This is a genomic window from Streptomyces sp. NPDC056296, from assembly GCF_042268605.1.
GTDB lineage: Bacteria > Actinomycetota > Actinomycetes > Streptomycetales > Streptomycetaceae > Streptomyces.
Genome location: NZ_JBHJRX010000007.1, coordinates 15418 through 39313, shown reverse-complemented (window position 1 = coordinate 39313; position 23896 = coordinate 15418). Strand labels below are relative to the sequence as shown.

The following is a 23896-nucleotide window of genomic DNA, read 5'->3' as shown; positions in this document are numbered from 1 at the left end:
GCCCTTCGTTCACCGAACCCTTCGAGAGGCACTCATGACCCAGCCCGCCGACGCGGCGCCCGAAAACCCGACGCAGCTTCCCCAATTCCCCATGCGGCGCACCTGCCCGTTCAGTGAGCCGAGCGAGTACGCCAGGATGCGCGAGGAGAGTCCCGTCTCCCGCGCCGCGCTGAAGGTGAACGGCAAACCGACATGGCTGGTCACACGGCACGAAGACGTCCGTCAGGTGCTCGGTGACCCGCGGGTGAGTTCCAACCTCAAGCGCCCTGGCTACCCGCACCAGTTCCACATCTCCGACGAGATGCTGGCCCACGCCCGGCTGATGATGCTGTCCATGGATCCGCCGGACCACACCGCACAACGGCGCATGCTCATTCCGGAATTCACCGCCCGCCGGGTGAAGGAGATGCGTCCGCGCATCCAGGAGATCGTCGACGAGCGCATCGACGCCATGCTGGCCTCGGGCGACACGGCGGACCTGGTCGCCGCGCTCGCCCTGCCGGTGCCGTCCCTGACGATCTGCGAGCTGCTCGGCGTCCCGTACGAGGATCACGCCGAGTTCGAGGGCTGGTCGGCGGCGATGATGAACCACGACCTCAGCCCCGAGGAGTACGGCGCTGCCGTGCAGTCGCTGGACATGTACCTCGACAAGCTCGTCACCCAGAAGGAGAGTGAGCCGGGAGACGACCTGATCAGCCGCTTCCTGGAGAAGAACGCCGCAGAGCAGGTCGCCGACCACGCGGATGTGGTGACCATGGCGAGGATGATGCTGGTCGGCGGTCACGAGACCACCGCCAACATGATCGCACTCGGCGTACTGGCACTGCTGGAACATCCGGACCATATGGCCGAGTTGCGGTCCGACCCGACGCTGCTGCCCAACGCCGTCGAGGAGCTGCTGAGGGTCTTCTCCATCTCGGACTCCGGCACCGCCCGGGTCTCGGTGGAGGACATCGAGGTGGGCGGAGTCACCATCCACGCCGGCGAGGGCATCCTCGCGCTGAACAACGCCGCCAACCACGACGAGCGGATCTTCTCCGACCCCGGCACACTGGACTTCCACCGCAAGGAGGCACGCAGTCACCTCGCGTTCGGTTACGGGATCCACCAGTGCATCGGGGCAAACCTGGCCCGCGCGGAGCTGGAGATCGTGTACGGCACGCTGCTTCGCCGCATCCCCGGTCTCCGGCTGGCCGTGCCCGCGGACAGCCTCCGTTTCAAGGACGACGCCATGGTCTACGGCGTCTACGAGTTGCCCGTCACCTGGTGACGGCCGAGCTGAATCGGATATCCACCATGCGTGTCAACGCGGTTAACGACCGGTGCGTGGGCTCCGGTCAGTGCGCGATGCTCAGCCCCGACGTCTTCGATCAGGACGACGACGGGCTGGTGATCGTCCTTCAGGATGAACCGCCGGCCGAACTGCGTGAAGAGGTACATCGGGCGGCCGACCTGTGCCCGTCACGCTCCATCGAGGTTCTCGACTGACTTGTCGTGCGCGACGCACGAAGGGGCCGGGGCTGGGTCGCTCCGGCCCCCGGCAGTAGGGTCAACGCCTCTTCGTCGACCCAGCTCATGAGCTTGCGCAGTTCCTTGCCGGTGGTCTCCAGCAGGTGCTCGGAGTCCTGCTGCTTGTACTCGTTGTACTTCTTCGGCCGTTCTGCCCACGCTGCACGGATGCGTCAGCCTGGGAACCGTCATCAGAGGCCTGGCCGGCACGGCGGCCACCGCCGCGTCGTTCCCCGCCCACTGGCACCTGGCGGCAGTCGCCGTGGTGGCGACCGCGATCTTCACGTACGCCATCGGTGCCGTCCCCGCCCGGACCGGAATCCGCGCCGCACCGCCCGCCTCCAACGGGCGCAGCGCTCGAGGCTGCAGGTGTGACGGGACCGTAGCCATGGTCGACGGCCACCACGGGCTCGACGCCGCAGTCCGCTCACTCGTCTACGTGGGGTTGGCCGCAGCAATGACCCGGGGATGCTTCAGCGGCACGTTCTTCCTCGACGGCTACGGCCGCGCGGCTGTCGTGCGGGCCGGCGCGATCTCCGGCGGTCGCCCTGACCTGCGACGCGGTGTCGGGCCGGGCGACGTTCGCGTTGGGCACCATGTTCGGTCTCGCGGCGCTGGTGGTCGTCTTCGGCAGCGGCGCCGTACGTCCCGTCGCGCCCCGATGGTCGTATCGCTGCGCGATTATCGTGCTGGTCGCGCTGCTGGTGGCTCTGGCGACCACGGCCAGTCAGGCGGCCGGGCTGTTCATCGGGATCGTCGCCGGGGCCTGGTGGCTCACAAAACGACGCGCCACCGCATACGTCCTCGGCGGCGCGCCGCTCGCCGTCGTCGAACTGACCTCGCGGCTCTTCCCTCTTCGGGCCAGAGCGCGTCAACGTACGCCAGAACGGGAGGCTCGAAGTCGTACCGGACGGCAGTCACAGGGAGTCCTCGGCGCTCCCCGAGTGCGCCTACCTCGCGCGCTGCTGGAACCGCCAGGCCGACCTCGAACGCAATTTCGTCCTCTACGACGGCACGCGCACGGCACGCAGTTACCGCAGGTAGCTCGATCGATGGGTGGTCCACTACGTCGTCCTGCCGTCGGGCAGACTGGACTCGGCGGGCAGACAGGAGGCGGAACTGACCCGGCACGGGCTGCCCTGCCCAAGCCCCGCCACCATCACTCGCGGGGCACATGCTTCCACGTCGCCGGATTACGGCTGCGTGCCCACATGTTCGGTGTCCTAAATCTGTTCCTTGAGACAGCCCTGGTGTTGACGTGCCCGCCGCTGCCCTCTTCGGACCGTGCCTCCGTGAACTTGCGGCCCTGGCTGATGGTGACGTGGTCGCGGGCGTGGCTCCCGTGCTGCAGGGCCACTCGACTCCGCACGTCTCGAAACCACCCCACACGCCTACCGGTAGTTCACTCGGGAACCGGCTCTTCGGCGCAGGAGGCTTCCAGCCCCGCCACAAACGTGCGAAGTTCAACATCAGGAGCGCTCCACCCTGGGCCTCATGATCAACGGGCGCTGCTCATGGCTCTCCCGGACGACGTTCCAACGTGGCGCGGCCAAGCTTTTCCTGCCTAGGGCCGGCGGCGACCAGGTCGGTTTCGGACCCGCCTTCGCGCCGCCCCGGAACCCACCAGCAAAGTTCCGTTTCCTTCGCGACGAAGAAGTGAGGCATGGAATGGTCCCCACCGTGCAACTGGACACCCGCCGGTCGAAGCAGGGAAAAGGTGCGTCCGTCCGACGCCTCTGGGTGTGCCAATGTCTGGCCGTCGCGGCAGCAGCGCTCGTGCTGACCGTTCCACCGGAAGCCGGTCACGCATCGGACGGCCCCTTCCTCTCCTCGGCCGCCGTCCAGAATCGAGGCGCCGGCGCCATCGTCCAGAGCCCCGTGCCTCAGATGGTCGTGGACCAGTACCAGCTGGACACACGTTGGTATGCGAAATACGTGCAGGGGCCCAAAGACCAGGCAAGCGGCATGTCCATCGCGGTACTGGGTTCCGCCTTGATCGATGACGCGACCTTGCTCAAGGCAGCACGACAACTGGAGACGCTCACTCGCACCTACCCCTACTTTCCGGTGAACGAGCTCCGCAGACGGAACGTACGGATCGTACTGACCGCGCGCTCCGAGAGAATGAGTTCGATCCCGGAGGTCAGGGCCAGGTACGGGACCTCACTCGACGATCGGTACTGGGCCGGCATGGGGGCCACGGACGCCCTGCCACTGTCGGTGGGCACGGAGGCGAATCTCCTGGACAACCAGGGGCGGGAGAACAACTTCGTGCACGAGTTCGGCCACTCGGTGGCGGACATGGCGTTGCGCCACATCGACAGTACTTTCGCCGGCGACCTTCAGCGGGCCTACGACCAGGCCAGGGCAACGGGCCGTTGGAGCCACACCTATGCGATCACCAACGTCTCCGAGTACTGGGCTGAAGGCATACAGAGCTACTTCGGCGTCAACTACGAGGGGCGACCGGGCGGAGACGGGGTTCACAACGACATCAACACCCGCTCGGAACTGCAACGATACGACGCTCCGCTGTTCAGTCTCCTGGACCGCGTCTATCGCGGAGCCGTCCTTCCTTCGTGAGAGGCAGGGCAGGGGGAGCCACCTGTGCAGCACTGTAGCGCCGGCGACTCGGGCCGATCTCATCGGAGCGCCTACGTGACCGAGGCGGAACTGAAGCATGACCGGCGATCAAGTCGAGTAAACCTGGCGGTTGTTGATTGTTCCTGAGTGATTCCGTTGAACTATGTTTCATGCTACGTTCCCCGCACCTCGGCTCTGGCCTCTTGCCCGGGCCGGGGTGCGGGTGTCTCTGACCCGCGTCCGCACCACTCACCCGCTCGCCACGCACGGACTCCCGCACACTGCACCAGCCGTCGGCCACGCGGCGGGCGGGACTCCTCGCGCCGTCCTGCCCAGGAGGAGTTTGATGCGTCGCATCATCGCCTGTCTGGCGGTCGTGTTGGCGATGGCCGGAGGCCTGCTCTTCACCGGCACCGCCTCCGCCGCCGTCACACCCAAGACACCGCCACTGACCACCCCGTGGACCGACCAGGTGTCCACCACCAACCCCCTGCCCGAGTACCCGAGACCGCAGATGACGCGGGGTGACTGGCAGTCGCTCAACGGCGAGTGGCAGTTCCTCAACCCGCCGACCGACGGCTCGGGCAACGTCAACCGCAACGCGGCACCGCCGATCGGCCAGACCCTGCCCGAGCGCATCCTCGTGCCCTACCCGGTGGAGTCGGCGCTGTCCGGCATCATGCGCAACGACAACCGGGACCTGATGTTCTACAAGCGCACCTTCACCGTGCCACAGAGCTGGAACGGCCAGCGGGTGCAACTGCACTTCGGCGCCGTGGACTACGAGGCCACGGTCTGGGTCAACGGCACCCAGGTCACCACGCACAAGGGCGGCTACGACCGCTTCGAGGTCGACATCACACCGCAGCTCAACGGCGGTACGAACGAGCTGATCGTGCGCGTCTACGACCCGACCGACGGGCGAGGCGAGAAGCAGCCGGTCGGCAAGCAGGTGAACAACCCCAGCGGCATCTTCTACACACCGTCGTCCGGCATCTGGCAGACCGTGTGGATGGAGCCCACCCCCGCGTCCTCGATCTACTCCGTAGACATCAGGCCGGACCTGTCGACCAACACCGCCCGGGTCCGCGTCTTCACCCGCGGCAACGTCAGCGGCCACACCGTCCTGGCCGAGGCGAGGTCCGGCAGCCAGGTGGTGGGCCGCGCCACCGGCGGCTTCACCGAGTTCTCCGTCCCGGTGCCCGACGCCCGCCGCTGGTCACCCGACGACCCGTTCCTGTACGACATGAGGGTCACCCTCCGCAACGCTTCCGGCGCCGCCGTCGACGGCGTCACGAGCTACTTCGGCATGCGCGAGGTCGGCAAGAAGATGCTCAACGGGGTCATGCGCCCCACCCTGAACGGAGAGTTCGTCTTCCAGATCGGCACCCTCGACCAGGGCTTCTGGCCGGACGGCCTCTACACCGCACCCACCGACGCGGCCCTCGCCTTCGACCTGCAGAAGCACAAGGACCTCGGCTTCAACATGGTGCGCAAGCACATCAAGGTCGAACCGGCACGCTGGTACTACCACGCCGACCGGCTCGGACTGCTGGTCTGGCAGGACATACCTTCCACCCCGGCGTTCGACCACAACCGCACCCCTCAGCAGATCGCGCAGCTGGAGACCGAGGCCCGAGAGATCATCGACGAACACCGGTTCTCCCCGGCCGTCGTCACCTACGTACCGTTCAACGAGGGCTGGGGCGAGTGGGATCTCGCCGCCACCCGGCGCATCACCACGGAGCTGGAGAACTACGACCCGGCCCGCCTGATGAACCCGCACAGCGGATACAACTGCTGCGACTCCCGAGGTGACCCGGGCACCGGCGACATGATCGACTGGCACGTCTACACCGGCCCCGACGCCCCACGCCCCTCGGACACCCGCATCTCCGTCCTGGGCGAGTTCGGCGGCATCGGCCTGCGCACACCCGGCCACGAGTACAGCCCGAACGGCCAGTTCTTCGCCTACGAGCAGGTGCACAGCCGCGAGCAGCTCAACGACCGCTACACGGGCATGGTCCGTGACGTGCAGCAGCTCATGACCACCAAGGGCCTGTCCGCCTACGTCTACACCGAGATCACCGACGTCGAGGGCGAGTACAACGGCCTTCTCACCTACGACCGGCGTGTGCAGAAGGTCGACACGGGCCAGCTGCGCCAGGCGCACGGCGCGCTCATCGCCGCGTCGCGCAATCTCAACGCCGCCTCGGGCCTCAGCCTCGGGCACGTCCGGTCGTTCAAGGTGACCACCGCCGGCCACACCGACCGCTACCTGCGGCACGCCGACTCGATGGCCCGCACCGACGTGCTGAGCACCGCCTCCGGCGACGGCGCCCGTCAGGACGCCTCGTTCCGCACCGTGACCGGGCTGGCCGACCCTCGCTGCTACTCGTTCGAGTCGGTCAACTCCCCCGGCCGCTACCTTCGCCACGCCGACAGCCGGGTGCGCATCGACGCGGACACCGGCGGCTCGTTCGCTGCGGACGCCACCTGGTGCAGCCGCCCGGGCCTCGCCGACGGCGGCACCTCGTTCGAATCGCTCAACTACCCGGGCAACTACCTGCGTCACTACGCGGACAGCGTGTACCTGGCCCGCAGTGGCGGCCCGAACGCATGGGACACAGCCGCCTCCTTCGCCGCCGACGCCACCTGGAACACCGGCGAGCCGGCTCTGTGGCGCAGTTCCGTGCTGCTGCCCACCGATGTGCGGCGGTCGTTGCGGGTGACCACCTGGGGCCACACCAACCGGTACCTGCGACACGCCGACAGCCTCGCCCGTACCGAGATCGTCGACGCGGGGAGCAGCGCACTGCTCAAGCAGGACGCGACGTACACCGTGCGGCGCGGGCTCGCCGACTCGTCCTGCTACTCGTTCGAGTCGGTGAACTACCCGGGGCAGTTCCTGCGGCACGCCGACAGCCGGGTGCGCAACTCGCCCGACGACGGCTCGGCGCTCTTCCGCCAGGACGCCACGTTCTGCGCCCGCCCGGGAGTCGGCGGCACGGGTGTCACGTTCGAGTCGATCAACGTCCCCGGCTCGTTCCTGCGGCATTACGCCTCGCAGGTGCACATCGCCTCTGGCAATGGCACCGGTGATGTCTTCGACCGTCCGCAGGCCCTCACCGCCGACAGCAGCTGGGTCCTGGAGGCACCCTGGGCGCCCTGATTCCTCAAGTGGTCGGTCCGCCCTGAACGGGTGTCTCGGCCAGTACGGCTCCGCACCGCCGTGCCTGTTCCCGATCGGGGCAGGCACGGCGGTCTGTCGTCAGGGGCCTCGTTCGTCCGTCGACAGCGATGTGACCAGCTCACGCAGGGTGTCGACGAGCAGCTCGGGATCTTGCAAGGGCACCACATGGCCGCTGCGCGATGCCTCCAGCAGGCGACCGTTCGGCACGGTGGGCAGCCAGGTCTCGTAGGCCGCCCGTATCGAGGCTCGTGCCTTCCTCTCCGCCCAGCCGACAGCCTGCGTGCCGACCACCGCGATCACCGAGACATCAGGCCTCGCCGTCGGCAGGGAGCGCAGCGACGAGGGTACGCAACGCAGCTCGTACGCGGACTGATGCCATATCGCCGGAGAACTCAGCTCGTCCAGCAGATCATCGCGCAGGGCCGTCGGCAGTGCGCTCAGCGCGCGGCCGAGTTCGCCCCGCCCCGCTTCGAGTGACCTGCGCAGCGCGCCCGTGCGTGCCTTTCGCGCCCGCGCCTTGGCGGCGATCCGGCTCAACAGGATGAAGGCGCCACTGCGCATGATTCTCATGCCCTCGTGGGTCGCGTCGACCAGTACCAGAGCGGCGACGCGGTCCGGGTGACGGGCGGTGAACAGGCGCATGAGTACACCGCCCCAACTGTGGCCGACCAGGACGAGCGGCCCCTTGGCGCCTGACTGCTCGAGTACGGCTTCCAGGTCGAGCAGGGCGTCTTCGACGGTCGTGTCCCGGGGCTTTCCGGTGCCGTATCCGACGCGGTCGTAGGTGACGACTCTGGTGAAGGTGGCCACAGGGTCCCTGATGAGGCTCCATACGCTGCTGGAGGCGGCGATCCCCGCCTCCAGGACAATGGTGTGTTCGCCGCTGCCTGTGGTCGTCCAGTGCAGACGGCGACCGTCGCGTGTCGCCCATCCTTCTTCTCGCGGACCCGGGCGACCGCTCAGCGTGTCCGTCATCTGCCGTTCTCCCTCGCTGCGGTGCCTTGCTCGAGCGCGGCGTGCGCGACGTCGATGGCGGTCCAGGCCATCCCGGTCGCTCCGTCCAGTACGGCCCGGTCGGCCGTGGCGGTGACGCAGGCGGCGGTGAACTCGGGCTGGTGGTTGACGGCCGGACCGCAGTCCAGGCCGAGCATCGGATGGATGGTGGGAACGATGTGCGACACATTGCCCATGTCCGTGGCCGCGCCCACAACGCTGCTCGGGAGGTCCGGGAAGGAGCGCCCGAGCGCCTTGGCGTTGGCCACCCACAGTGCCAGCAGTTCCTGGTCGGGACGCAGGTCGGCGTAGTCGGGACCCACCGGTGTGGTGGACAGTTCGCAGCCGGTGGCCAGGGCACCGGCCTCGAAGCAGCGGTGCACGCGCTCAGCCAGGGGATTCAGGGTGCTGAGGCTGTCCGTGCGTACCATCCAGCGGCCGCGGCTGACGTCCGGAATGATGTTCGGGGCGACGCCGGCCTCGGTGCTGATCCCGTGAATCCGGTCGGAGGCGGTGGTCTGCTGACGCAGCGGTCCGATACCGACCTGGGCGAGGGTCATGGCGTCGGCGGCGTTGACGCCGAGCTCGGGGTAGGCGCCCGCGTGGGCCGGTTTGCCGCGGTAGGTCACGTCGAACTGGGTGACCGCCAGCCCGGGCATCGCCGCCATCTCGACCGCGGCCGGGTGAACCATCATGGCGGCGCGCAGCCCGTCGAAAGCGCCCTGTTCGAGCATGAGGACCTTGCCGCCACCCCCTTCCTCGGCCGGAGTGCCCAGGACGCGCACGGTCAGTCCGAGCTCGTCGACCAGCGGGGCGAGTGCGATGCCGGCGCCGACGGCCGCGGCGGCGATCACGTTGTGGCCGCAGGCGTGTCCGACGTCCGGCAGGGCGTCGTACTCCGCGCACACCGCGATGTGCGTCGGCCCGCTGCCGATGGTCGCCTCGACCGCCGTGGGCAGGCCGTAGCAGCCGTGCCGGACGTCGAACCCGGCTTCGCCGAGGGCGTCCGCGACCCACCGGCTGGCCCGGTGCTCCTCGAAGGCCAGTTCGGGGTGGGCGTGGATGCGGTGCGAGAGGTCGACCAGTTGGTCGCCGACCGCGCGGACGCGCCGCTGCGCGGCGTCCTTCACGGTGCTCATCGGTTAGCCGCCGGGGCGGTGGGGGCGATGTGGACGGCGGCGGGCCGGGTGGCGGCGTCGTAGGCGGCGCGTGCTCCGGTGGCTCCCATGCCGCTGTCGCGGGCGGGCTCGTACAGCCGTTCCGGGCCGCCGCCCTGCCACTGGTTGACCCAGACGACACCTGCGGGCAGCCGCGTGGCTGCCGCGATGTGGTCCGGGTCGCCGGTGTAGACGGTGGCGGCGAGGCCGTAGCGGGACTCGGCTGCCCGCGCCAGCCCTTCCTCGAAGGTGCGCACGACGACGACGGGTGCGACGGGCCCGAACGTCTCCTCGGTCATGACGAGCATGGTGTCGTCGACGTCGGTGAGCACGGTCGCCGGATAGAAGTATCCGGGCCGCTGCGGCACCACTCCCCCGGTTCGGAGGGTGGCGCCCTTCTGTACCGCGTCGTCGACGTGCCGTCGTACGATGTCGCGCTGCCGCTCGTCGACGAGCGGGCCGAGCACCGTGGCGGGTTCAAGGCCGTCGCCGAGGGTGAAGGTCTGCGCCGCGGCGACCAGTGCCTCGACGAACTCGGTCGCGATCTGTTCGTGGACGTAGATCCGCTCCATGGAGGTGCAGATCTGGCCGGTGTTGACGAAGGCGCCGAACGCCACGGCCTGCGCGGTCGCCACCGGATCGACTCCGGCGTCGATCACCACGGGGTCCTTGCCGCCCAGTTCGAGCACGGAGCGGTGCAGCCGGCCGCCGGCCGCGGCGCCAACGCGCCGGCCGGTGCCCACCGAGCCGGTGAAATGCACGAGCTGTACGTCCTCGTGCTCCGCGAGCGCTCCTCCGGCGCGTCCGTCACCCAGTACCAGGTTCAACACGCCCGGCGGCATACCGACGGCCTCTGCCAGCTCGAAGAGACGCACGGTCGATACGGGGGAACGCTCGGACGGTTTGACGACGACGGCGTTGCCGGCGGCGAGCAGCGGGCCGAGGGCGATCAGGACCATGGTGACGGGGAAGTTCCACGGCGTGATCACCGCGGTGGCGCCCAGCGGGTGCCGGACGATGTCGGTCCGCGCACCGTCCGGGCCGGTCACCGTCTCGGCGAACGGATAGGTGAGGGCCTGTGCTGCGGCTGCTTTCAGCCCGGCCACGGATCCGTCGATGAAGGAACGGCCGACCGCGACCGGCTTGCCCATCTCCCGGCATTCCAGTTCAGCCAGCTCGGCAGCGTGTTCGGCGATCGTCTCGGCCCAGGCGTTGATGCGGTCCACGCGTTCCGCCACGGAGAGCGCGGCCCACCGGGGTTGTGCCTCGACCGCGGCCGTGACGGCCCGGTCGACGTCGTGTGCGGATGCCGCGCCGAAGCGCGCGAAGGCGTCCTCGGTGGCGGGATTGATCACGGTGAGGATGTCACCGTCGGCGGGCTCCACCCATCGGCCACCGATGAAGTGCTGCAGGCTTTTCATGTTCGCTGCCGTTTCTGTTCCGTACTGGTCTGTACTGGTCCGTACTGGGGCGAGTTCAGTGGTCGAGCCGGTCGGCCATGAGTTCGCCGGCCATGATGGTGGCGAGGTTGGTGTTGGCCCGGGGTACCGAGGGGAAGACCGAGGAGTCCACGACGCGCAGCCCCTGGACGCCCAGCACCCGGCACGCGGGGTCGACGACCGTCTCCGCGGCGTCGGGGGCGCCCATCCTGCAGGTACTCGTGCCGTGCTGGGTGTCGATGACCGTGGCCAGGAGGTGGTCGTCGAGGTCGCTGTCGTTCACGAGGGCCTCGAACAGAGGTCGGTTCGCCTCCTTGAGCGGTTCCGCGAGGATCGGGGCGGTCTCAGCGCTGCTGCCCAGCTCGACGAGGGCACGCACGCCCTCTCTCATGCGAGCGAGATCCCGTTCGTCGGAGAGCATCCGCTCCACGACGTAGGGGTGGACCAAGGGGTCGGTCGAGACCAGGGTGAGTTCACCGCGCGAGTGTGTCCGGTTGAGCCAGACGCCGAAGGCACCGGCGTGTGTCTCGGTGTCGGCGGCGGCCATCGCCAGGACGTTCTGGTTCAGCGAGGTGAAGAGCAGGTCGTTCGAATGTGTGCCGGACTCGCTGGACCAGCGGACGCAGACGTTCGTGTGCCGGTCGTGCGGGGACTTGATCCTCGCTTCGGGTCGTAGCGGCGTCGAGAGCAGCGCCATCGGGTGGTCCTGCATGCCGAGTCCGACCGGGAGGTCCTGGCGGACGTCGATTCCCAGGGCCCGCAGCTGGGCGGCGGGGCCGATGCCCGAGCGCAGCAGAATCGCCGGCGAGTGGATCACGCCCGCGCTGAGGATCACCTCGTCCGCGTACTCGGTGACGACCGCTCCGTCGGCCACCACGCGCACACCGACCGCACGTTCTCCTTCGAAGACGACGGTGTCCACCAGGGCGTCGCCGCGGATGGAGAGGCCGTCCAGAGCCCGAGCGGGTTCCAGGTAGGCGTCGTTGACGCCGACGCGGCGCGCGTCGCGGGAGTTGATGGGGTACGGCGACACCCCGGTGGCGCCGGGGGCGTTGACGTCGGCGGCCCATTCGAAGCCGGCGGCGAGGGCGGATTCGGCCAGCGCACGGTCGACGTTGCCCCAGGCGTCCTTGGGGGTCCGGTAGATGGGGGTGGGGCCGCCGCGGCCGTGATAGGGCTGGTCGCCGAAGTCCTCGTCGTCCTCCAGCTTGGTGAAGTACGGCAGAACGTCCTGCGGGGCCCACCCGTCGCAGCCGAGCCGGGCCCAGTCCTCGAAGTCCTCCATCGGCGGCCGGATCGCGATCTGGCCGTTGATCGACGAGCTTCCGCCCATACCCCGGCCCCGCCAGTACGGAATCTGCGCCTGCTTCTCGGTACGCGAGGAGTTCAGACCGGTCCAGACCAGATCCGCCGCGGCCGCCGGATCCATCAGCGCCACCACCGGGTTCGGCGAGCGCCACACCTCCGGCATCTCGGCCGACCGGTAGTCGGGGCCTGCCTCCAGCAGCAGTACGCGCCTCCCCCGGGCGGCCGCGCGGGCGGCGAGCACCGCCCCTGCCGACCCCGCGCCTACCACGATAAGATCCCAGCTGCGCTTTGCCATATCTTCACCCCTGGATGCGGGAGCGTCACACGACGGCGAGTCCGGCGCGAATGTCTGTTAATCTGACGGACTCGGTAAGTTCAGTCAAGAGTGAACGTTCAATTTTTTCCGTACGGGAGAGGGTCGATGCCGCAAGCCCCCCACGACAGCGAAGCCGCTGACAACAGTCAGCTGATCGAGGACTTCGGCCTGCGGATCGGCAGGGCGATGGGGTGGCCGCCCATGGCCGGACGCCTGGTGGGCATATTGATGCTCAGTCCGGACCCCATGACCCTCTCGGAGCTGCAGCAGGCACTGGGCGCCAGCAAGGGGTCGGCCTCGGAGATGACCCGCCTGCTCATGACCAACGGCACCGTCGACCGGGTCAAGCTTCCAGGTGTGCGCCAAGCCGTGTACGAGTGGCGCGCCGACGCGTGGGTCGGCTGTCTCCAACACCAACTTGACCAGACGAAGCAGCTGCTGGAGCTCGCGGAGGCCGCACAGGAGCGCGGCAGGTATCTGCCGCCCGCACAGCAGACGCGGCTGCTCGACATGCGGACCTACTACGCGTTCATGGTGGAGCAGCTGCAGCGGCTTCTCGAGGACTACAGAAGTCAACTGCGCCATGACGGGTAGTGATCTCCGCCAGTGATCAGCTGCTGTGCCGGGCACGCCCGAGATGTGCTCGCATCGCTGCCATGGCGGCTGAGGGACGCTCCACGGCGAGATGTCCCGCGGCCACCGTCAGCAACGTGGCATCCGCGATTCCGTCCACCAGTTGGTGTGCGTGATCCAGCGGCGTCGCAGTATCGCGCCTTCCTCCGATGACCAGGGTTGGCGCGGTGATCCGGTGCAGGTCCCCGCGCATGTCGAAATCGGCGAGGGCGTCGCAGCACGCCGCATAGCCTGCCGGGTCGGCCTCGGCCTCGGATCTCAGCAGGGCGCGTCCGAGGAACGTGTCCGATGCACGCGGGTCGGCGAACCAGCGCGCCGGAGTCGTCGGCAACAGGGATCTCGTCCCCTCCCGCCGAACGAGCACGGTCGCGCCACTGTGCAGACGTACCGAAACGAGCGGAGGTGCAGACGAGTCCGAGAGACGCGACGCGATCGGGACTGTGCACGGCCAAGTGCGCACCGATAGCACCGCCGAGTGAGATGCCCGCGTAGTGGAAAGTGTCGTAGCCGTGATGGTCGACCAGGACGAGCACCAGCCGCGCGAGGTCGGCGACCGTGGCGCTTCCCGGACCGCGGTGGGGCAGCAGGCGCGCCGGTGTCCCACCATGGCCGGGCAGATCGAAGCGCAGTACGCGCCAGTGCTTGCTCAGCCCCGCGAGAGCCGGCTCCCACAAGACTGTGCCCAGGGAGGGCCCCAGGGCGAGGCCGCTCGGGATGGAGACGTTCATCTTCACCGCGTACAGCACTGTCGATCACGCCTTGTCGAGAACGAAGTCGTACGTGACCTCGCGGCCGGTGCTGTCCGACACCGGCGTCGGGTCGAGGATCAGTTCCGGCTTGACGGCGGAGGCGATGTCGTCGGCGACGTGGCTGCCGTCCTTGAAGTAGAGCTGGGTGGTGACGAGTTGGTGACCGACGGCCGACACCTTCAGGTGCAGGTGGGCGGGTCGCCAGGCATGCCAGCCGGCCGCGCGGATGAGCCTGCCGCAGGAGCCGTCGGTGGGGATCTGGTAGGGCGCGGGCTGGACGGTGCGGATGCTGTAGTTGCCCTGGTCGTCGGCGACGACCGTCCCCCGCAGGTTCCACTCGGGGAGGCTGGGCGCGAACTGGGAGTAGAAGCCCTCGTCGTCGGCGTGCCAGATCTCGACGATCGCTCCCGCCAGCGCGGCGCCGTCCCCTGCCCTGACCTGCCCCTGGAAGAGCAGGGGGACGCCTGCTTCGTTGCTCCGCACGGGCAGTGTCGTATCAGCGGGCAGGCGGGGTGCGTCGGCGATGTACACGGGCCTTCGACGCTCGCCGGGACTGCGCGTGAACGGGGTCGGGCGGGCGTGACCGATGCCACGGAGGCGCGCTGACGCCACGGGCAGATAACTAAGCAATCCTTAGTACAGTGGCGGGCGACAGTTGCCTGCCGCCCGCATCGCCGGGCTCATGAAGGAGATGCCGTGGCCAAACTCGAGATCGTGATCGCCAGCACCCGGCCCGGACGGGTCGGCCTGCCCGTCGGGAAGTGGATGGACGAGTTCGCTCGACGGCACGGCGGCTTCGAGGAAGTCGAACTCGTCGACCTCGCGGAGGTGAACCTGCCGTTCATGGACGAGCCGAACCACCCGCGCCTGGGCCGATACGTACACGGCCACACCCGTGCGTGGAGCGCGAAGGTCACGGAGGCGGACGCGTTCGTCTTCGTCATGCCCGAGTACAACTACGGCTTCAACGCGGAACTCAAGAACGCCTTGGACTTCCTTCACCAGGAGTGGGCACACAAGCCGGTCGGTCTGGTCAGCTACGGCGGAGTCTCCGCCGGGACGAGGGCTGCGCAGATGGTCAAGCAGGTGGTGTCGGCTCTCAGGATGACGCCCGTCCCCGAGGCCGTCTCCATTCCCTTCGTGCAGCAGTTCGTCGTCGACGGCCGTGTCGAGGCCAACGAGGCCATGGAGGCCGGCGCCAAGGCGATGCTCGACGAGCTGGTACGTCTGACCCATGTCCTGCGCCCACTGCGGATGCGGTGACCGTGGACTCCCTCCACCGGGTGTGCACCCGGTTCCACGCCGCCATCGAGCTGATCGGCGCGCGCTGGACCGGGGCGATTCTCCGGGCTCTGTTCACCGGTCACCATCAGTACACGCAGATCCGGCAGGCCGTTCCGGGGCTCAGCGACACACTCCTCGCCCAGCGACTGCGCACGCTGGAAGCGGAATCCATCGTGATCCGCCGCGTCTCGCCCGGTCCCCCAGCCCGCACCGAGTACCACCTCACCCGTAAGGGGCGGGAACTGGAACCGGTACTGGACGCGGTGATCGCCTGGTCCCACGAGTGGATCGACGCTCCGTCGTCGTCGGACGAGGCGCGGCAGAACGCTCACCCCAAGCCGGACGACGGCAGCCCGACCGCTGCGCCCTGATGGTGGCACGGCGCCGCGGTCGATCCCCGGCAGAAGCCTCAGAAGGGCGCCCGGGCGCAGGTGATGCACGGATCACCGCGGTGGACTCACCGCCACGTTGTCGAAGGAACCGGCGGCATCGAAGACCCTGACACCGTTCGCGCCGCTGCGGTAGGTACCGTCGGTGACAGCGATCTTCGGTGTCGTCATGTCGTCGACGAACACCTTGATCGACGAGCCGACGGCCGTGACGCGCATTCGGTGGGTGGAGCCCGGAGTGATGGACATCTGGGTGGCCCCGAGTTGCGTCCAGGAGTCGTTCGCCCGACCGAGCACCACCTTGCCGCTCGGGCTGATGCCGGCGTAGTACCCGGAGTAGCTGTCCCAGCCGACTGAAGGCCTGGTCACCCGGAACGTCAGGCCGGCATCCCCGCCCCCCGATGTGACCGCCACATCGGCCTCGTACGTGAAATCGGCGAAGTTCGTGTCGAGCAGCGCCTTGCCGCCCAGGTCGTGACCCACCCGGTAACGCCCCTCGCCGGCCGACCAGGACCCGCCGTACGTCTTCCAGCCCAGCGCGTTGCCGTCGGCGAAGTTGTCCTTCACCTGCATCCCGATGCGCCGGATGGTGCCGTCCGGGTTGAAGTGCATTCGGTCGTAGGCGAGTTGACGGTGGTTGCCGTCGGTCTCGCTGAGCGGGCGGCGGTGGTAGACGATGTACCAGGTGTCGGTTCCCGGCACGTTGACGACGGAGTTGTGACCGGAGCCCTTGGCGACCGCCGGGTCCTGGGCGAGGACCTTGTCGATCTTCCTGAAGGGGCCGGTGGGCGAGTCGGACATGGCGTAGGACACCGAGTAGTCCGGCCCGGTCCAAGCACCTTCGGACCACATCAGGTAGTACTTGCCGTTCCGTTTGAACATGTAGGAGCCCTCGGTGTAGTTGTCCGGGGTGATCTCCTTGTAGGTGGATCCGTCGGCGAAGGTGCCGAGGCTCGTCATGTCCGGATTGAGCTTGACGACGTTGGCGTGGTGCCAGCCGCCGTAGTACATGTACGCCTGACCGTCGTCGTCGATGAAGACGTCCTGGTCGATGGGCTGGGCGCCGTTGTGGAACTGCGAGATCAGCGGCTTGCCGAGGGCGTCCTTGTACGGACCCTCGGGACGGTCCGCGACGGCCACGCCGATGCCGCCGAGCTGGGAGTTGTTCTGGATGTCGTTGGCGGCGAAGTACAGGTAGTACTTACCGTTGCGTTCGACCGGCGCCGGGGCCCACACCGCGTACTTCGCCCAGGAGACGTTCGCCGTCGTGAGGACGTTGCTGTGCTTGGTCCAGTGGATCAGGTCGGTCGAGGAGAACGCGTCGAGATAGGTCTGCTCGAAGTAGCCCTTCGAAGTCGTGGGGAAAACCCAGTAGCGGCCGTCGTACACCTCTATGTCGGGGTCGGCGTACCAGCCGTCGACGAAGGGGTTGCCGGCTTCGGAGGTCGAGTACTCGGGCGCCGCGACGGCGGCGGAGGGCGAGAGCATCGCGACGAGGCCGCCGACGAGCAGTAAGGCACAGGACTTGGCGACGAGCCGCCCGGTCGTTCTGGCAGTCATGGCTGAGGAGCTCCGATGGGTTGGGGGCCAACTGAAGCAACAGGAACGAACACGTTCCACTGAGATTGCACAGACTGTTCGAGTCACGTCAAGGTGTCGTCGCGCCCCTTGCGGCGCGACTCCTGTCGTGGGCCCGGCCGGCCGGCTGGACCGGACGCGGCGGCCGGGGCGTGAAAGGCACGGCTGCCGCGTCCGGGATTCGGTCACGTCAGTTGCCGTCTGCGGCCCAGCCAGGTCTGGGCGACCACGACGAGGGCCAGGAAGGCGCCACTGACGACGAGTTGGTAGGAGGAGTCCAGGGATCCTATCTGGTTGATGATGTTCTGAATGACCTTCAGGAGCAGGACACCGACCAGTGAACCGCTGACGTAGCCGAGGCCACCGGTGAGCAGGGTGCCGCCGATGACGACGGCGGAGATGGCGTCCAGTTCCATGCCGTTGCCGAGGATGGTCACGCCGGAGGCGAGCCAGGCGGCGTTGAGCGCGCCGGCCAGTCCGGCCAGCACCCCGGACAGCGTGTAGACGACGATCTTGGTGCGAGCCACCGGCGCGCCCATCAGCGCGGCCGCGTCCTCGTTGCCGCCGACCGCGTACACATGCTGCCCGAACCGGGTACGGCGCAGGACGACGGCACCCGCCACGAACAGCGCCAGCATGATCCACACCGGGTTACCGATGCCCAGGGTGGTGCCCTGGCCGAGTTCGGCGAGGAACGAACCCTTGCCGATCAGGTACGTGTTCGCGCCCTCGTCCGTGATGGCCAGCATCAGTCCGCGCGCCCCCAGCATGGCGGCCAGCGTGACGATGAAGGGTGCCAGGCGGGAGCGGGCGACCAGCAGACCGTTGACGACGCCGATCAGGCCGCAGACCACGAGCGGCAGCAGCAGCGCCACCAGCGTGCCGTGACGGGATCCCCAGGCCGCCAGGACGCCGCCTAGGGCGAAGAGGGAGCCGACGGACAGGTCGATGCCGCCGGTGATGATGACGAAGGTCATGCCGAGGGCGACGATCGCGAGGAACGCCGAACTGGTCGCCATGTTCGAGACGTTGTCGCCGGTGGCGAACGAGTCGAAGCTGAAGGAGGCGATGATCGAGACGAGCACCAGCACCGCCAGGGCGCCGTGCTGCTGGACCAGGGCGCTCAGCCGCTCGGAGCGCGCGGAGCCCACCGGCCCGGTGGCGTCCGTGGGTTCGTTGCTCGCGGTGGTCACGGGCGTGTCCGTCCTGGTGGCGCTCATCGCTTCCCCCGTCCCCGTGCCGCGTAGACCGCGCACACGATCACTATGGCCTGGGCGATCTGGGTCCACGAGGGCGGCAGATCATGCTTGATCAGGGTGGCGGTGAGCAACTGGATGAGCACCGCTCCGGCCACGGTGCCTGCGATGTTGACCCGGCCGCCGGTCAGCGGGGTGCCGCCGACCACGACGGCGGTGATGGCGGACAGTTCCATCAGGTTGCCCAGCGAGGTCGGGTCGCTGGCCTGGAGCCGGGCGGTGGCCAGCACGCCCGCGACCGCCGCGAGCAGCGCACAGGCGATGTACACGATGATCAGCACGCGGCGCACCGGCAGCCCCGCGAGCTGGGCGGCGGGACGGCTGTCGCCGATGGCCAGCAGCTGGCGGCCGAAGGTGGTGCGGCGGACCACGAACGCGACCAGCAGCGCCAGGGCGGCGGCGATCAGGATCAGGTACGGGATGCCGGCGATGTCACCGGAGCCGAGGGAGGCCAGCGCCGGGTTGTGCAGGTCCTCCAGCTGCGGGAGCAACACGAGGGCCAGGCCCCGGCCGCCGACCATGAGAGCGAGGGTCGCCACGATGGGCTGGACGCCGATGAAGGCGACCAGTGCTCCGTTGGCCAGGCCCACACCGGCGGCGAACAGTGCCACCACGAGCAGGGCCGGCAGCAGGCCGTAGCCGAGGTAGAGGGCCGTCACCGAGGCTGCCAGGGCCATCACCGCGCCGACCGACAGGTCCACGCCCTCGGTGCCGATGACCAGGGCCATGCCCAGCGCGACGATGATGACGGGTGCGACCTGGACGGCCTGGGTGCGGAAGTTCTCCGCGGACAGGAAGTGCGGGGTGATGACGATGTTGACGACCAGGAGCAGGGCCACGCCGGCGTAGACGCCGTAGGTCTGCAGCCACTGCAGGAGACGCGCCTTGTCCAGCGGGGTGGTGCGGAGGGTGGCTTCAGCCATCGGTGGCCGCCTCCTTCACCGCGTCGTACGCCGGGTCGCCGCCCGCGATGGTGCGCATCAGCTTGTCCTCGGTGACGTCGTCGCCGGTCAGCTCGCCGACGACCGCACCGTCCTTCAGTACGACCACGCGGTCGGACCCTTCGATCAGTTCCTCCAGGTCGGAGGAGATGAGCAGGACGCCCAGGCCGTCCCCGGCCAGTTCGTCCACGAGTTTCTGGACCTCGGCCTTGGCGCCGACGTCGATGCCGCGGGTCGGCTCGTCCAGGAGCAGCACCTTGGGGTTCATGGCCAGCCAGCGGGCGAGGAGCACCTTCTGCTGGTTGCCGCCGGACAGTTCGCCGACCTTCTGGTGCGGCGAGGACGCCTTGATGCGCAGCCGTTCCATGAAGGTGTCGACGATGCTGTCCACGCGTGCCTCGGAGACCAGACCGAAGCGGGAGAGCCGGGGCAGGGCGGCCAGCGCGATGTTCTCGCGGACCGACAGACCCGGGACGATGCCCTCGCTCTTGCGGTCCTCGGGCAACAGGCTGATCCCCGCCCGGATGGCACCCGGCGTGGAACCGCCACGCAGCGGGGCCCCGGCGACCATGACGCGGCCGGAACGGAGCGGCAGCGCACCGGAGATGGCCTTCGCCGTCTCGGTGCGTCCGGAACCGAGCAGCCCACCGAGACCGACGACCTCGCCGGGGCGGATACTGACCGAGACGCCGTGAAGCTTGTGGGGCACGGTGAGGTCGCTCGCCTCCAGGACCGGCTGAGCGTCGGCGGCGTGGTGGTCGCCGGTGAACTTGGTCGTGCCCTCGGCGCGGACCTCGCCCAGCTCCCGGCCGAGCATCGTGGAGACCAGGTCGAGGCGGTCCAGGTCGGCCAGCCGGCCATGGTGCACACGGCGTCCGTCCCTCAGCACGGTGACCGTCTCGCACATGGCGTACAGCTCGTCCAGGCGGTGACTGACGTAGACGACGGCGATGCCCGCGTCGCGCAGGCGCCGGATCACCGAGAACAGGGTCTCCACCTCGCGCGGTTCGAGCGAGGAGGTCGGCTCGTCCATGATGACGATCCGGGCGTCCGTCGCCACGGCACGGGCCAGGGCGACCATCTGCTGGGCGCCGACACCGAGGGTGCGCAGCGACTGCCGCACGTCCACCCGGACACCGAAGGTCCGCAGCGTTTCCTCGGCCTCCCGGTTCATGCGGGCGGAGTCCAGCAGGCCGAGGCGGTTGCGGGGTTCGCGGCCGAGAAACAGGTTGCGGGCCACGCTCAGCAGCGGGATGAGGTTGACCTCTTGGTAGATGGTGGAGATACCGGCCTTCTGAGCCTCCAGCGGTGTCCCGAAGGAGACCTGTTCCCCTTGGAAGGTGATGTCTCCGGCGTCCGGTCGGTACACGCCGGTCAACACCTTGATGAGTGTGGACTTGCCGGCGCCGTTCTCGCCGATGAGGGCGTGCACCTCACCGGGGTGCAGGGTGAGGTCCACACCGTCCAGGGCCCGGACACCGGGGAAGGTCTTGCTGAGCCCGCGGACGGCGAGGACCTCGGCGGGGGGTGCCACCTGTGCCTCCAGGAAGAGATTGAGTGAGGGAGCGAAGGAGGGCCCGGTGGGAGCCGGGCCCTCCAGGGAGGTCAGTAGGCCTTGCCGATGTCCTGCTTGGCGTTGTCGGCGTTGTAGGCGCTGTCCTGGATGATGATGTCCTGGGGGACTTCCTCGCCCTTGGTGAAGGTGTCCAGCGTCTGGAACGCCAGCGGTCCGAAGCGCGGGTTGGACTCGATGACGCCGCTGATCCAGCCGTCCACGACGCCCTGGACGGCGTTGCGGGTGCCGTCCACCGTGACGATCTTGACGTCGCCGGCCTTCTTGCCCGCGCCCTTGAGGGCGGTCACCGCGCCGAGGCCCATCTCGTCGTTCTCGGCGTAGATCCCCTTGATGCCCGGCTTGGACTGGATGAGCTGCTCGGTGACCTGCTGCCCCTTCTCGCGGGCGAAGTCACCGGTCTGCTCGAAAACGACCTTCAGGTCCGGGGCCTTCTCCGCGATCCGCTCCTTGAAGCCCTTGGTGCGCTCGGTGGTGACGTTGTTTCCGGCCGAGCCGAGCAGGATGGCGACCTCGCCCTTGCCGCCCGTCGCCTCGATCATCTGGTCCGCGGCGCGTCGGCCCTGCTCGACGAAGTCGGAGGCGATGAAGGAGACGTAGTCCTTGCAGGGCTCCGCGTTGATCTTGCGGTCGATCGTGATGATCGGCACCTTCTTGGCCGCGGCTGCCTGCAGCACCGGGTCCCAGCCGTCGGAGTTGAGCGGGGCGATCACCAGCAGGTCGGCCCCCTTGGCCAGAAGGTTCTGCACGTCGCTGATCTGCTTGGAGAACTGCGACTGGGCGTTGGCCGTCAACAGCTTCACACCGCGCTTCTCGGCCTCGTCCTTGATGGACTGAGTCTCCGCGATGCGGAACGGGTTGGCCTCCTTCTCCGACTGGGAGAACCCGACGGTGGCGTCCTTCAGGTCGATCTTCTCCGCGCCGTAGGCGTCGATGGTGCAGCCCTTGCTGCCCGGCTTCGGCGTGACGACCTTCTGCTCGGCACCGGCGGCGTCCGCCGAAGACTTCGGCTTGTCCGACGCGTCGTCCTCCGACTTCGCACAGGCGGTCGCGGTCAGAGCCACCGCGGCGGCCAGGGCCACGACCACGGGACGGGCGAGGAGGTGAGGGCGGTGAGTGGTGCGCTGCATGGTGACCCCGATCCGGGCGACGCTGAAAGGGAACTGGGGAGCTGAACTACGTTGCGAATTAGCACTTCTCCCCCGGCGTTGGACTTCGTCCGGTCCGCCGCAAGGAGGTTTTTACATCGTTGCAAGGATGCTGTAAAGCCCCTGCGCACAACCCGCGAGCGTGCTGCGGAGACCGAGGACACGGTGCGACGAACCAGGCGAACCCGATTGCGTCGGCAGCCAACCTGTCCACTACGCAGGGCTTTTACCGAGTAGCCCGCACTCCCGATTGAGTCGTACGCGTTCCCCTAGAGGTTCAGTCACACCTACAGCCCATTTGATGCACGACGTCAATACGTAATCGACATGTGACCTCGGTCCGCACGACCCGTCCACCCACCCACCCCGCTCACATCTCTGTGCAGCCTCCACGAGCAGTGGTAGGTTGCCATGTGATCAGGTACGCAGACGTTCCAGACAGCGACGGGTGGATCCGACACGGAGGACTTCGCCTCACTGGACGGCGGACGACATGACCGGTCCCCCGCACGCCTGCCGGAAGTGTCGCGGCAAGCAGTACGGGATGCGTCGTAGTTCGACACGCTTTCTGGAACGCTCGCGTCCTTGTTTGTCATCGCATCCGGTCAGGCGAGCAGCGCTGTCGTCGGACCTGAGAAGTTCACGGGGAGGAGCACGGTCACGCCATGGTGGCGCGGACGCGGCACTGTGGTGGGAGAAGGGGAACAGGGTGATCGAGCCGGCACGGGCCACACGCCCGCGGGGCGAGACATACGGGGGCCAGTCACGGGAGGAACGGACGGCTGACAGGCGGGCACGGATCAGCCGGGCAGCCCTGGAGCTCTTCGCCGCCCGTTCGTACGACGACGTCACGGTGGCCGAGGTCTGCGCCCGCGCGAAGGTGGCCAAGCGCTACTTCTACGACCACTTCACCGACCGCGAGGACCTGCTGCTCTCCGTGCACCGGCAGGAGAACGACTGGCTGCTGGCAGGGATGTCGGCCGCGGCTCCCAAGGAGCCCGACAACCTCGACGCGCTACTGCGTCCGATGATGACGGCCCTGGTGACCATGCTGGCCGAGCACCCGGATTCCGCACGTGTCATCTACATCAACGCCCCCCGCATGGAACTGCGGCGCCGTGGCGTACTGCGCAAGAACGCCGAGCTGGTGGGCCGGCTCGTCCGTCGCTCCGTGCCACGGCCCCGCGACCGGCTCCGCCGCGAACGGCTGCTGCTCGCTCTCGTCGCAGGCGTCACCGAGGTGATCATCGACTGGCTGGAGCGCGGCATGACCGACGACCCCGCCGTACTGGCCGACCACCTGACGGGGTTCGCCGCCGCACTGCTGTCGGGAGCCGAGTGACGGCGTCCTGGCTGCCATCGGCGAGGACATGGACCACGTGCGCCAGACACAGGACCGATGACCGTGGACCACTCCGGCTTCGCCGGCACACTGCGGTACCCGTCCGGCCAATGGGCATCGGCATGGTGATGGCTGGGGCAGTGGCCCTCGTGCTGCCTCTCGTACTGCCGTGAACGCGGGTCGCGGGAGCCCTGCGCGGGTCGTCCAAGTCGATGCGGGGTCCGAGTCGATCCGGATTCGCGTAGTGAGGGTGATCCGACCGCTCGCCGGAATACCGGCCAAGTGCCGCTGTCCGCCCGGAAGATCGGCTGCGACAGAACGGCAGGACACGGCGCTCGGCTCTGCCGGGCTGCCCGGCTGCCCGGCTGCCCCACAGGGCAGCCGGTGACGGCTCTCCGGCTGAAATGCTATGCAGAATTCCATCACCGGTCCAAGAACGCGACCCCAGGTCGCCATGTCCAGCGCGGTGGCCACGTACGCGGCGGCGCCTCCTCGCCGAGGCGCT

The 23896-nt window shown here is 68.4% G+C and carries 19 protein-coding genes and 3 pseudogenes; 10 read left to right on the top strand and 12 right to left on the bottom strand.

Translation table 11 applies throughout. From position 1 onward, the window contains the following. Positions 1-34: 34 nt before the first annotated feature. The 6 genes and pseudogenes from ACFCZF_RS06975 (at position 35) to ACFCZF_RS06950 (ending at position 7264) form a co-directional block, all read left to right on the top strand. Positions 35-1270 carry a cytochrome P450 gene (locus ACFCZF_RS06975; RefSeq protein ID WP_376670775.1) on the top strand — a complete coding sequence of 412 codons (1236 nt, stop codon included), beginning with the start codon at positions 35-37 and terminating at the stop codon, positions 1268-1270. A gap of 26 nt (positions 1271-1296) precedes the next feature. Next, a complete protein-coding gene (locus ACFCZF_RS06970; protein WP_376670851.1) occupies positions 1297-1488 on the top strand; it encodes a ferredoxin in 192 nt (63 codons plus the stop codon). A gap of 151 nt (positions 1489-1639) precedes the next feature. Then, a pseudogene (locus ACFCZF_RS06965) lies at positions 1640-2050 on the top strand (MFS transporter); the annotation flags it as partial. Between the two features lie 953 nt (positions 2051-3003). Next, positions 3004-4092 carry a hypothetical protein gene (locus ACFCZF_RS06960; protein ID WP_376670774.1) on the top strand — a complete coding sequence of 363 codons (1089 nt, stop codon included), beginning with the start codon at positions 3004-3006 and terminating at the stop codon, positions 4090-4092. A gap of 346 nt (positions 4093-4438) precedes the next feature. After that, a pseudogene (locus ACFCZF_RS06955) lies at positions 4439-6766 on the top strand (AbfB domain-containing protein); the annotation flags it as partial. 18 nt (positions 6767-6784) lie between these two features. Further along, positions 6785-7264: an AbfB domain-containing protein gene (locus ACFCZF_RS06950; RefSeq protein WP_376670850.1), complete on the top strand. Its 480-nt coding sequence runs from the start codon at positions 6785-6787 to the stop codon at positions 7262-7264. 99 nt (positions 7265-7363) lie between these two features. Here the strand turns inward: ACFCZF_RS06950 and ACFCZF_RS06945 are convergent, their stop codons facing one another. The 4 genes from ACFCZF_RS06945 to ACFCZF_RS06930 are packed head-to-tail and all read right to left on the bottom strand — an operon-like array spanning position 7364 to position 12477. Continuing rightward, a complete protein-coding gene (locus ACFCZF_RS06945; RefSeq protein ID WP_376670773.1) occupies positions 7364-8260 on the bottom strand; it encodes an alpha/beta fold hydrolase in 897 nt (298 codons plus the stop codon). Further along, positions 8257-9417: a M20 family metallopeptidase gene (locus tag ACFCZF_RS06940; protein WP_376670772.1), complete on the bottom strand. Its 1161-nt coding sequence runs from the start codon at positions 9415-9417 to the stop codon at positions 8257-8259. The genes ACFCZF_RS06945 and ACFCZF_RS06940 overlap by 4 nt, the downstream gene beginning before the upstream one ends. Continuing rightward, complete coding sequence (locus ACFCZF_RS06935; RefSeq protein WP_376670771.1) at positions 9414-10856, bottom strand: aldehyde dehydrogenase family protein; 1443 nt, start codon at positions 10854-10856, stop codon at positions 9414-9416. Before ACFCZF_RS06935 ends, ACFCZF_RS06940 begins: the two co-directional genes overlap by 4 nt. Positions 10857-10911: 55 nt before the next feature. Continuing rightward, positions 10912-12477, bottom strand: a complete 1566-nt coding sequence (locus ACFCZF_RS06930) for a GMC family oxidoreductase (protein WP_376670770.1) — start codon at positions 12475-12477, stop codon at positions 10912-10914. Between the two features lie 126 nt (positions 12478-12603). Here ACFCZF_RS06930 and ACFCZF_RS06925 point away from each other — a divergent pair, with 126 nt between their 5' ends. Continuing rightward, positions 12604-13092, top strand: coding sequence for a GbsR/MarR family transcriptional regulator (locus ACFCZF_RS06925; RefSeq protein WP_376670769.1), 489 nt, complete (start codon positions 12604-12606; stop codon positions 13090-13092). Positions 13093-13108: 16 nt separating this feature from the next. Here ACFCZF_RS06925 and ACFCZF_RS06920 read toward each other — a convergent pair whose 3' ends face one another. The 3 genes and pseudogenes from ACFCZF_RS06920 to ACFCZF_RS06910 all read right to left on the bottom strand — a co-directional run bounded on the left by ACFCZF_RS06920 (position 13109) and on the right by ACFCZF_RS06910 (position 14363). Further along, complete coding sequence (locus ACFCZF_RS06920; RefSeq protein WP_376670768.1) at positions 13109-13462, bottom strand: alpha/beta hydrolase; 354 nt, start codon at positions 13460-13462, stop codon at positions 13109-13111. Between the two features lie 88 nt (positions 13463-13550). After that, positions 13551-13859: pseudogene (locus tag ACFCZF_RS06915) on the bottom strand (alpha/beta fold hydrolase); the annotation flags it as partial. Positions 13860-13883: 24 nt separating this feature from the next. Next, positions 13884-14363 carry a hypothetical protein gene (locus tag ACFCZF_RS06910; protein ID WP_376670767.1) on the bottom strand — a complete coding sequence of 160 codons (480 nt, stop codon included), beginning with the start codon at positions 14361-14363 and terminating at the stop codon, positions 13884-13886. A 213-nt stretch (positions 14364-14576) separates the two neighbouring features. Here ACFCZF_RS06910 and ACFCZF_RS06905 point away from each other — a divergent pair, with 213 nt between their 5' ends. Continuing rightward, positions 14577-15143: an NADPH-dependent FMN reductase gene (locus ACFCZF_RS06905; RefSeq protein ID WP_376670766.1), complete on the top strand. Its 567-nt coding sequence runs from the start codon at positions 14577-14579 to the stop codon at positions 15141-15143. Beyond that, positions 15140-15535, top strand: a complete 396-nt coding sequence (locus tag ACFCZF_RS06900) for a winged helix-turn-helix transcriptional regulator (protein WP_375916422.1) — start codon at positions 15140-15142, stop codon at positions 15533-15535. Before ACFCZF_RS06905 ends, ACFCZF_RS06900 begins: the two co-directional genes overlap by 4 nt. 72 nt (positions 15536-15607) lie before the next feature. Here ACFCZF_RS06900 and ACFCZF_RS06895 read toward each other — a convergent pair whose 3' ends face one another. The 5 genes from ACFCZF_RS06895 to ACFCZF_RS06875 form a co-directional block, all read right to left on the bottom strand. Next, entirely contained in the window at positions 15608-17113 is a 1506-nt protein-coding gene (locus tag ACFCZF_RS06895) for a family 43 glycosylhydrolase (RefSeq protein ID WP_376670765.1), read from the bottom strand. A gap of 203 nt (positions 17114-17316) precedes the next feature. Next, a complete protein-coding gene (locus ACFCZF_RS06890) occupies positions 17317-18351 on the bottom strand; it encodes an ABC transporter permease (RefSeq protein WP_375916428.1) in 1035 nt (344 codons plus the stop codon). Beyond that, the gene (locus ACFCZF_RS06885; protein ID WP_375916431.1) at positions 18348-19310 is read right to left on the bottom strand and encodes an ABC transporter permease; all 963 of its coding nucleotides are present in this window, start codon (positions 19308-19310) and stop codon (positions 18348-18350) included. Before ACFCZF_RS06885 ends, ACFCZF_RS06890 begins: the two co-directional genes overlap by 4 nt. Then, a complete protein-coding gene (locus tag ACFCZF_RS06880; protein WP_375916434.1) occupies positions 19303-20862 on the bottom strand; it encodes a sugar ABC transporter ATP-binding protein in 1560 nt (519 codons plus the stop codon). Before ACFCZF_RS06880 ends, ACFCZF_RS06885 begins: the two co-directional genes overlap by 8 nt. 71 nt (positions 20863-20933) lie before the next feature. Then, the gene (locus tag ACFCZF_RS06875; RefSeq protein ID WP_375916437.1) at positions 20934-22031 is read right to left on the bottom strand and encodes an ABC transporter substrate-binding protein; all 1098 of its coding nucleotides are present in this window, start codon (positions 22029-22031) and stop codon (positions 20934-20936) included. Positions 22032-22758: 727 nt separating this feature from the next. Between ACFCZF_RS06875 and ACFCZF_RS06870 the strand changes: the two genes are divergently transcribed. Next, positions 22759-23391, top strand: a complete 633-nt coding sequence (locus ACFCZF_RS06870) for a TetR/AcrR family transcriptional regulator (RefSeq protein WP_376670764.1) — start codon at positions 22759-22761, stop codon at positions 23389-23391. Positions 23392-23896: the final 505 nt, after the last annotated feature.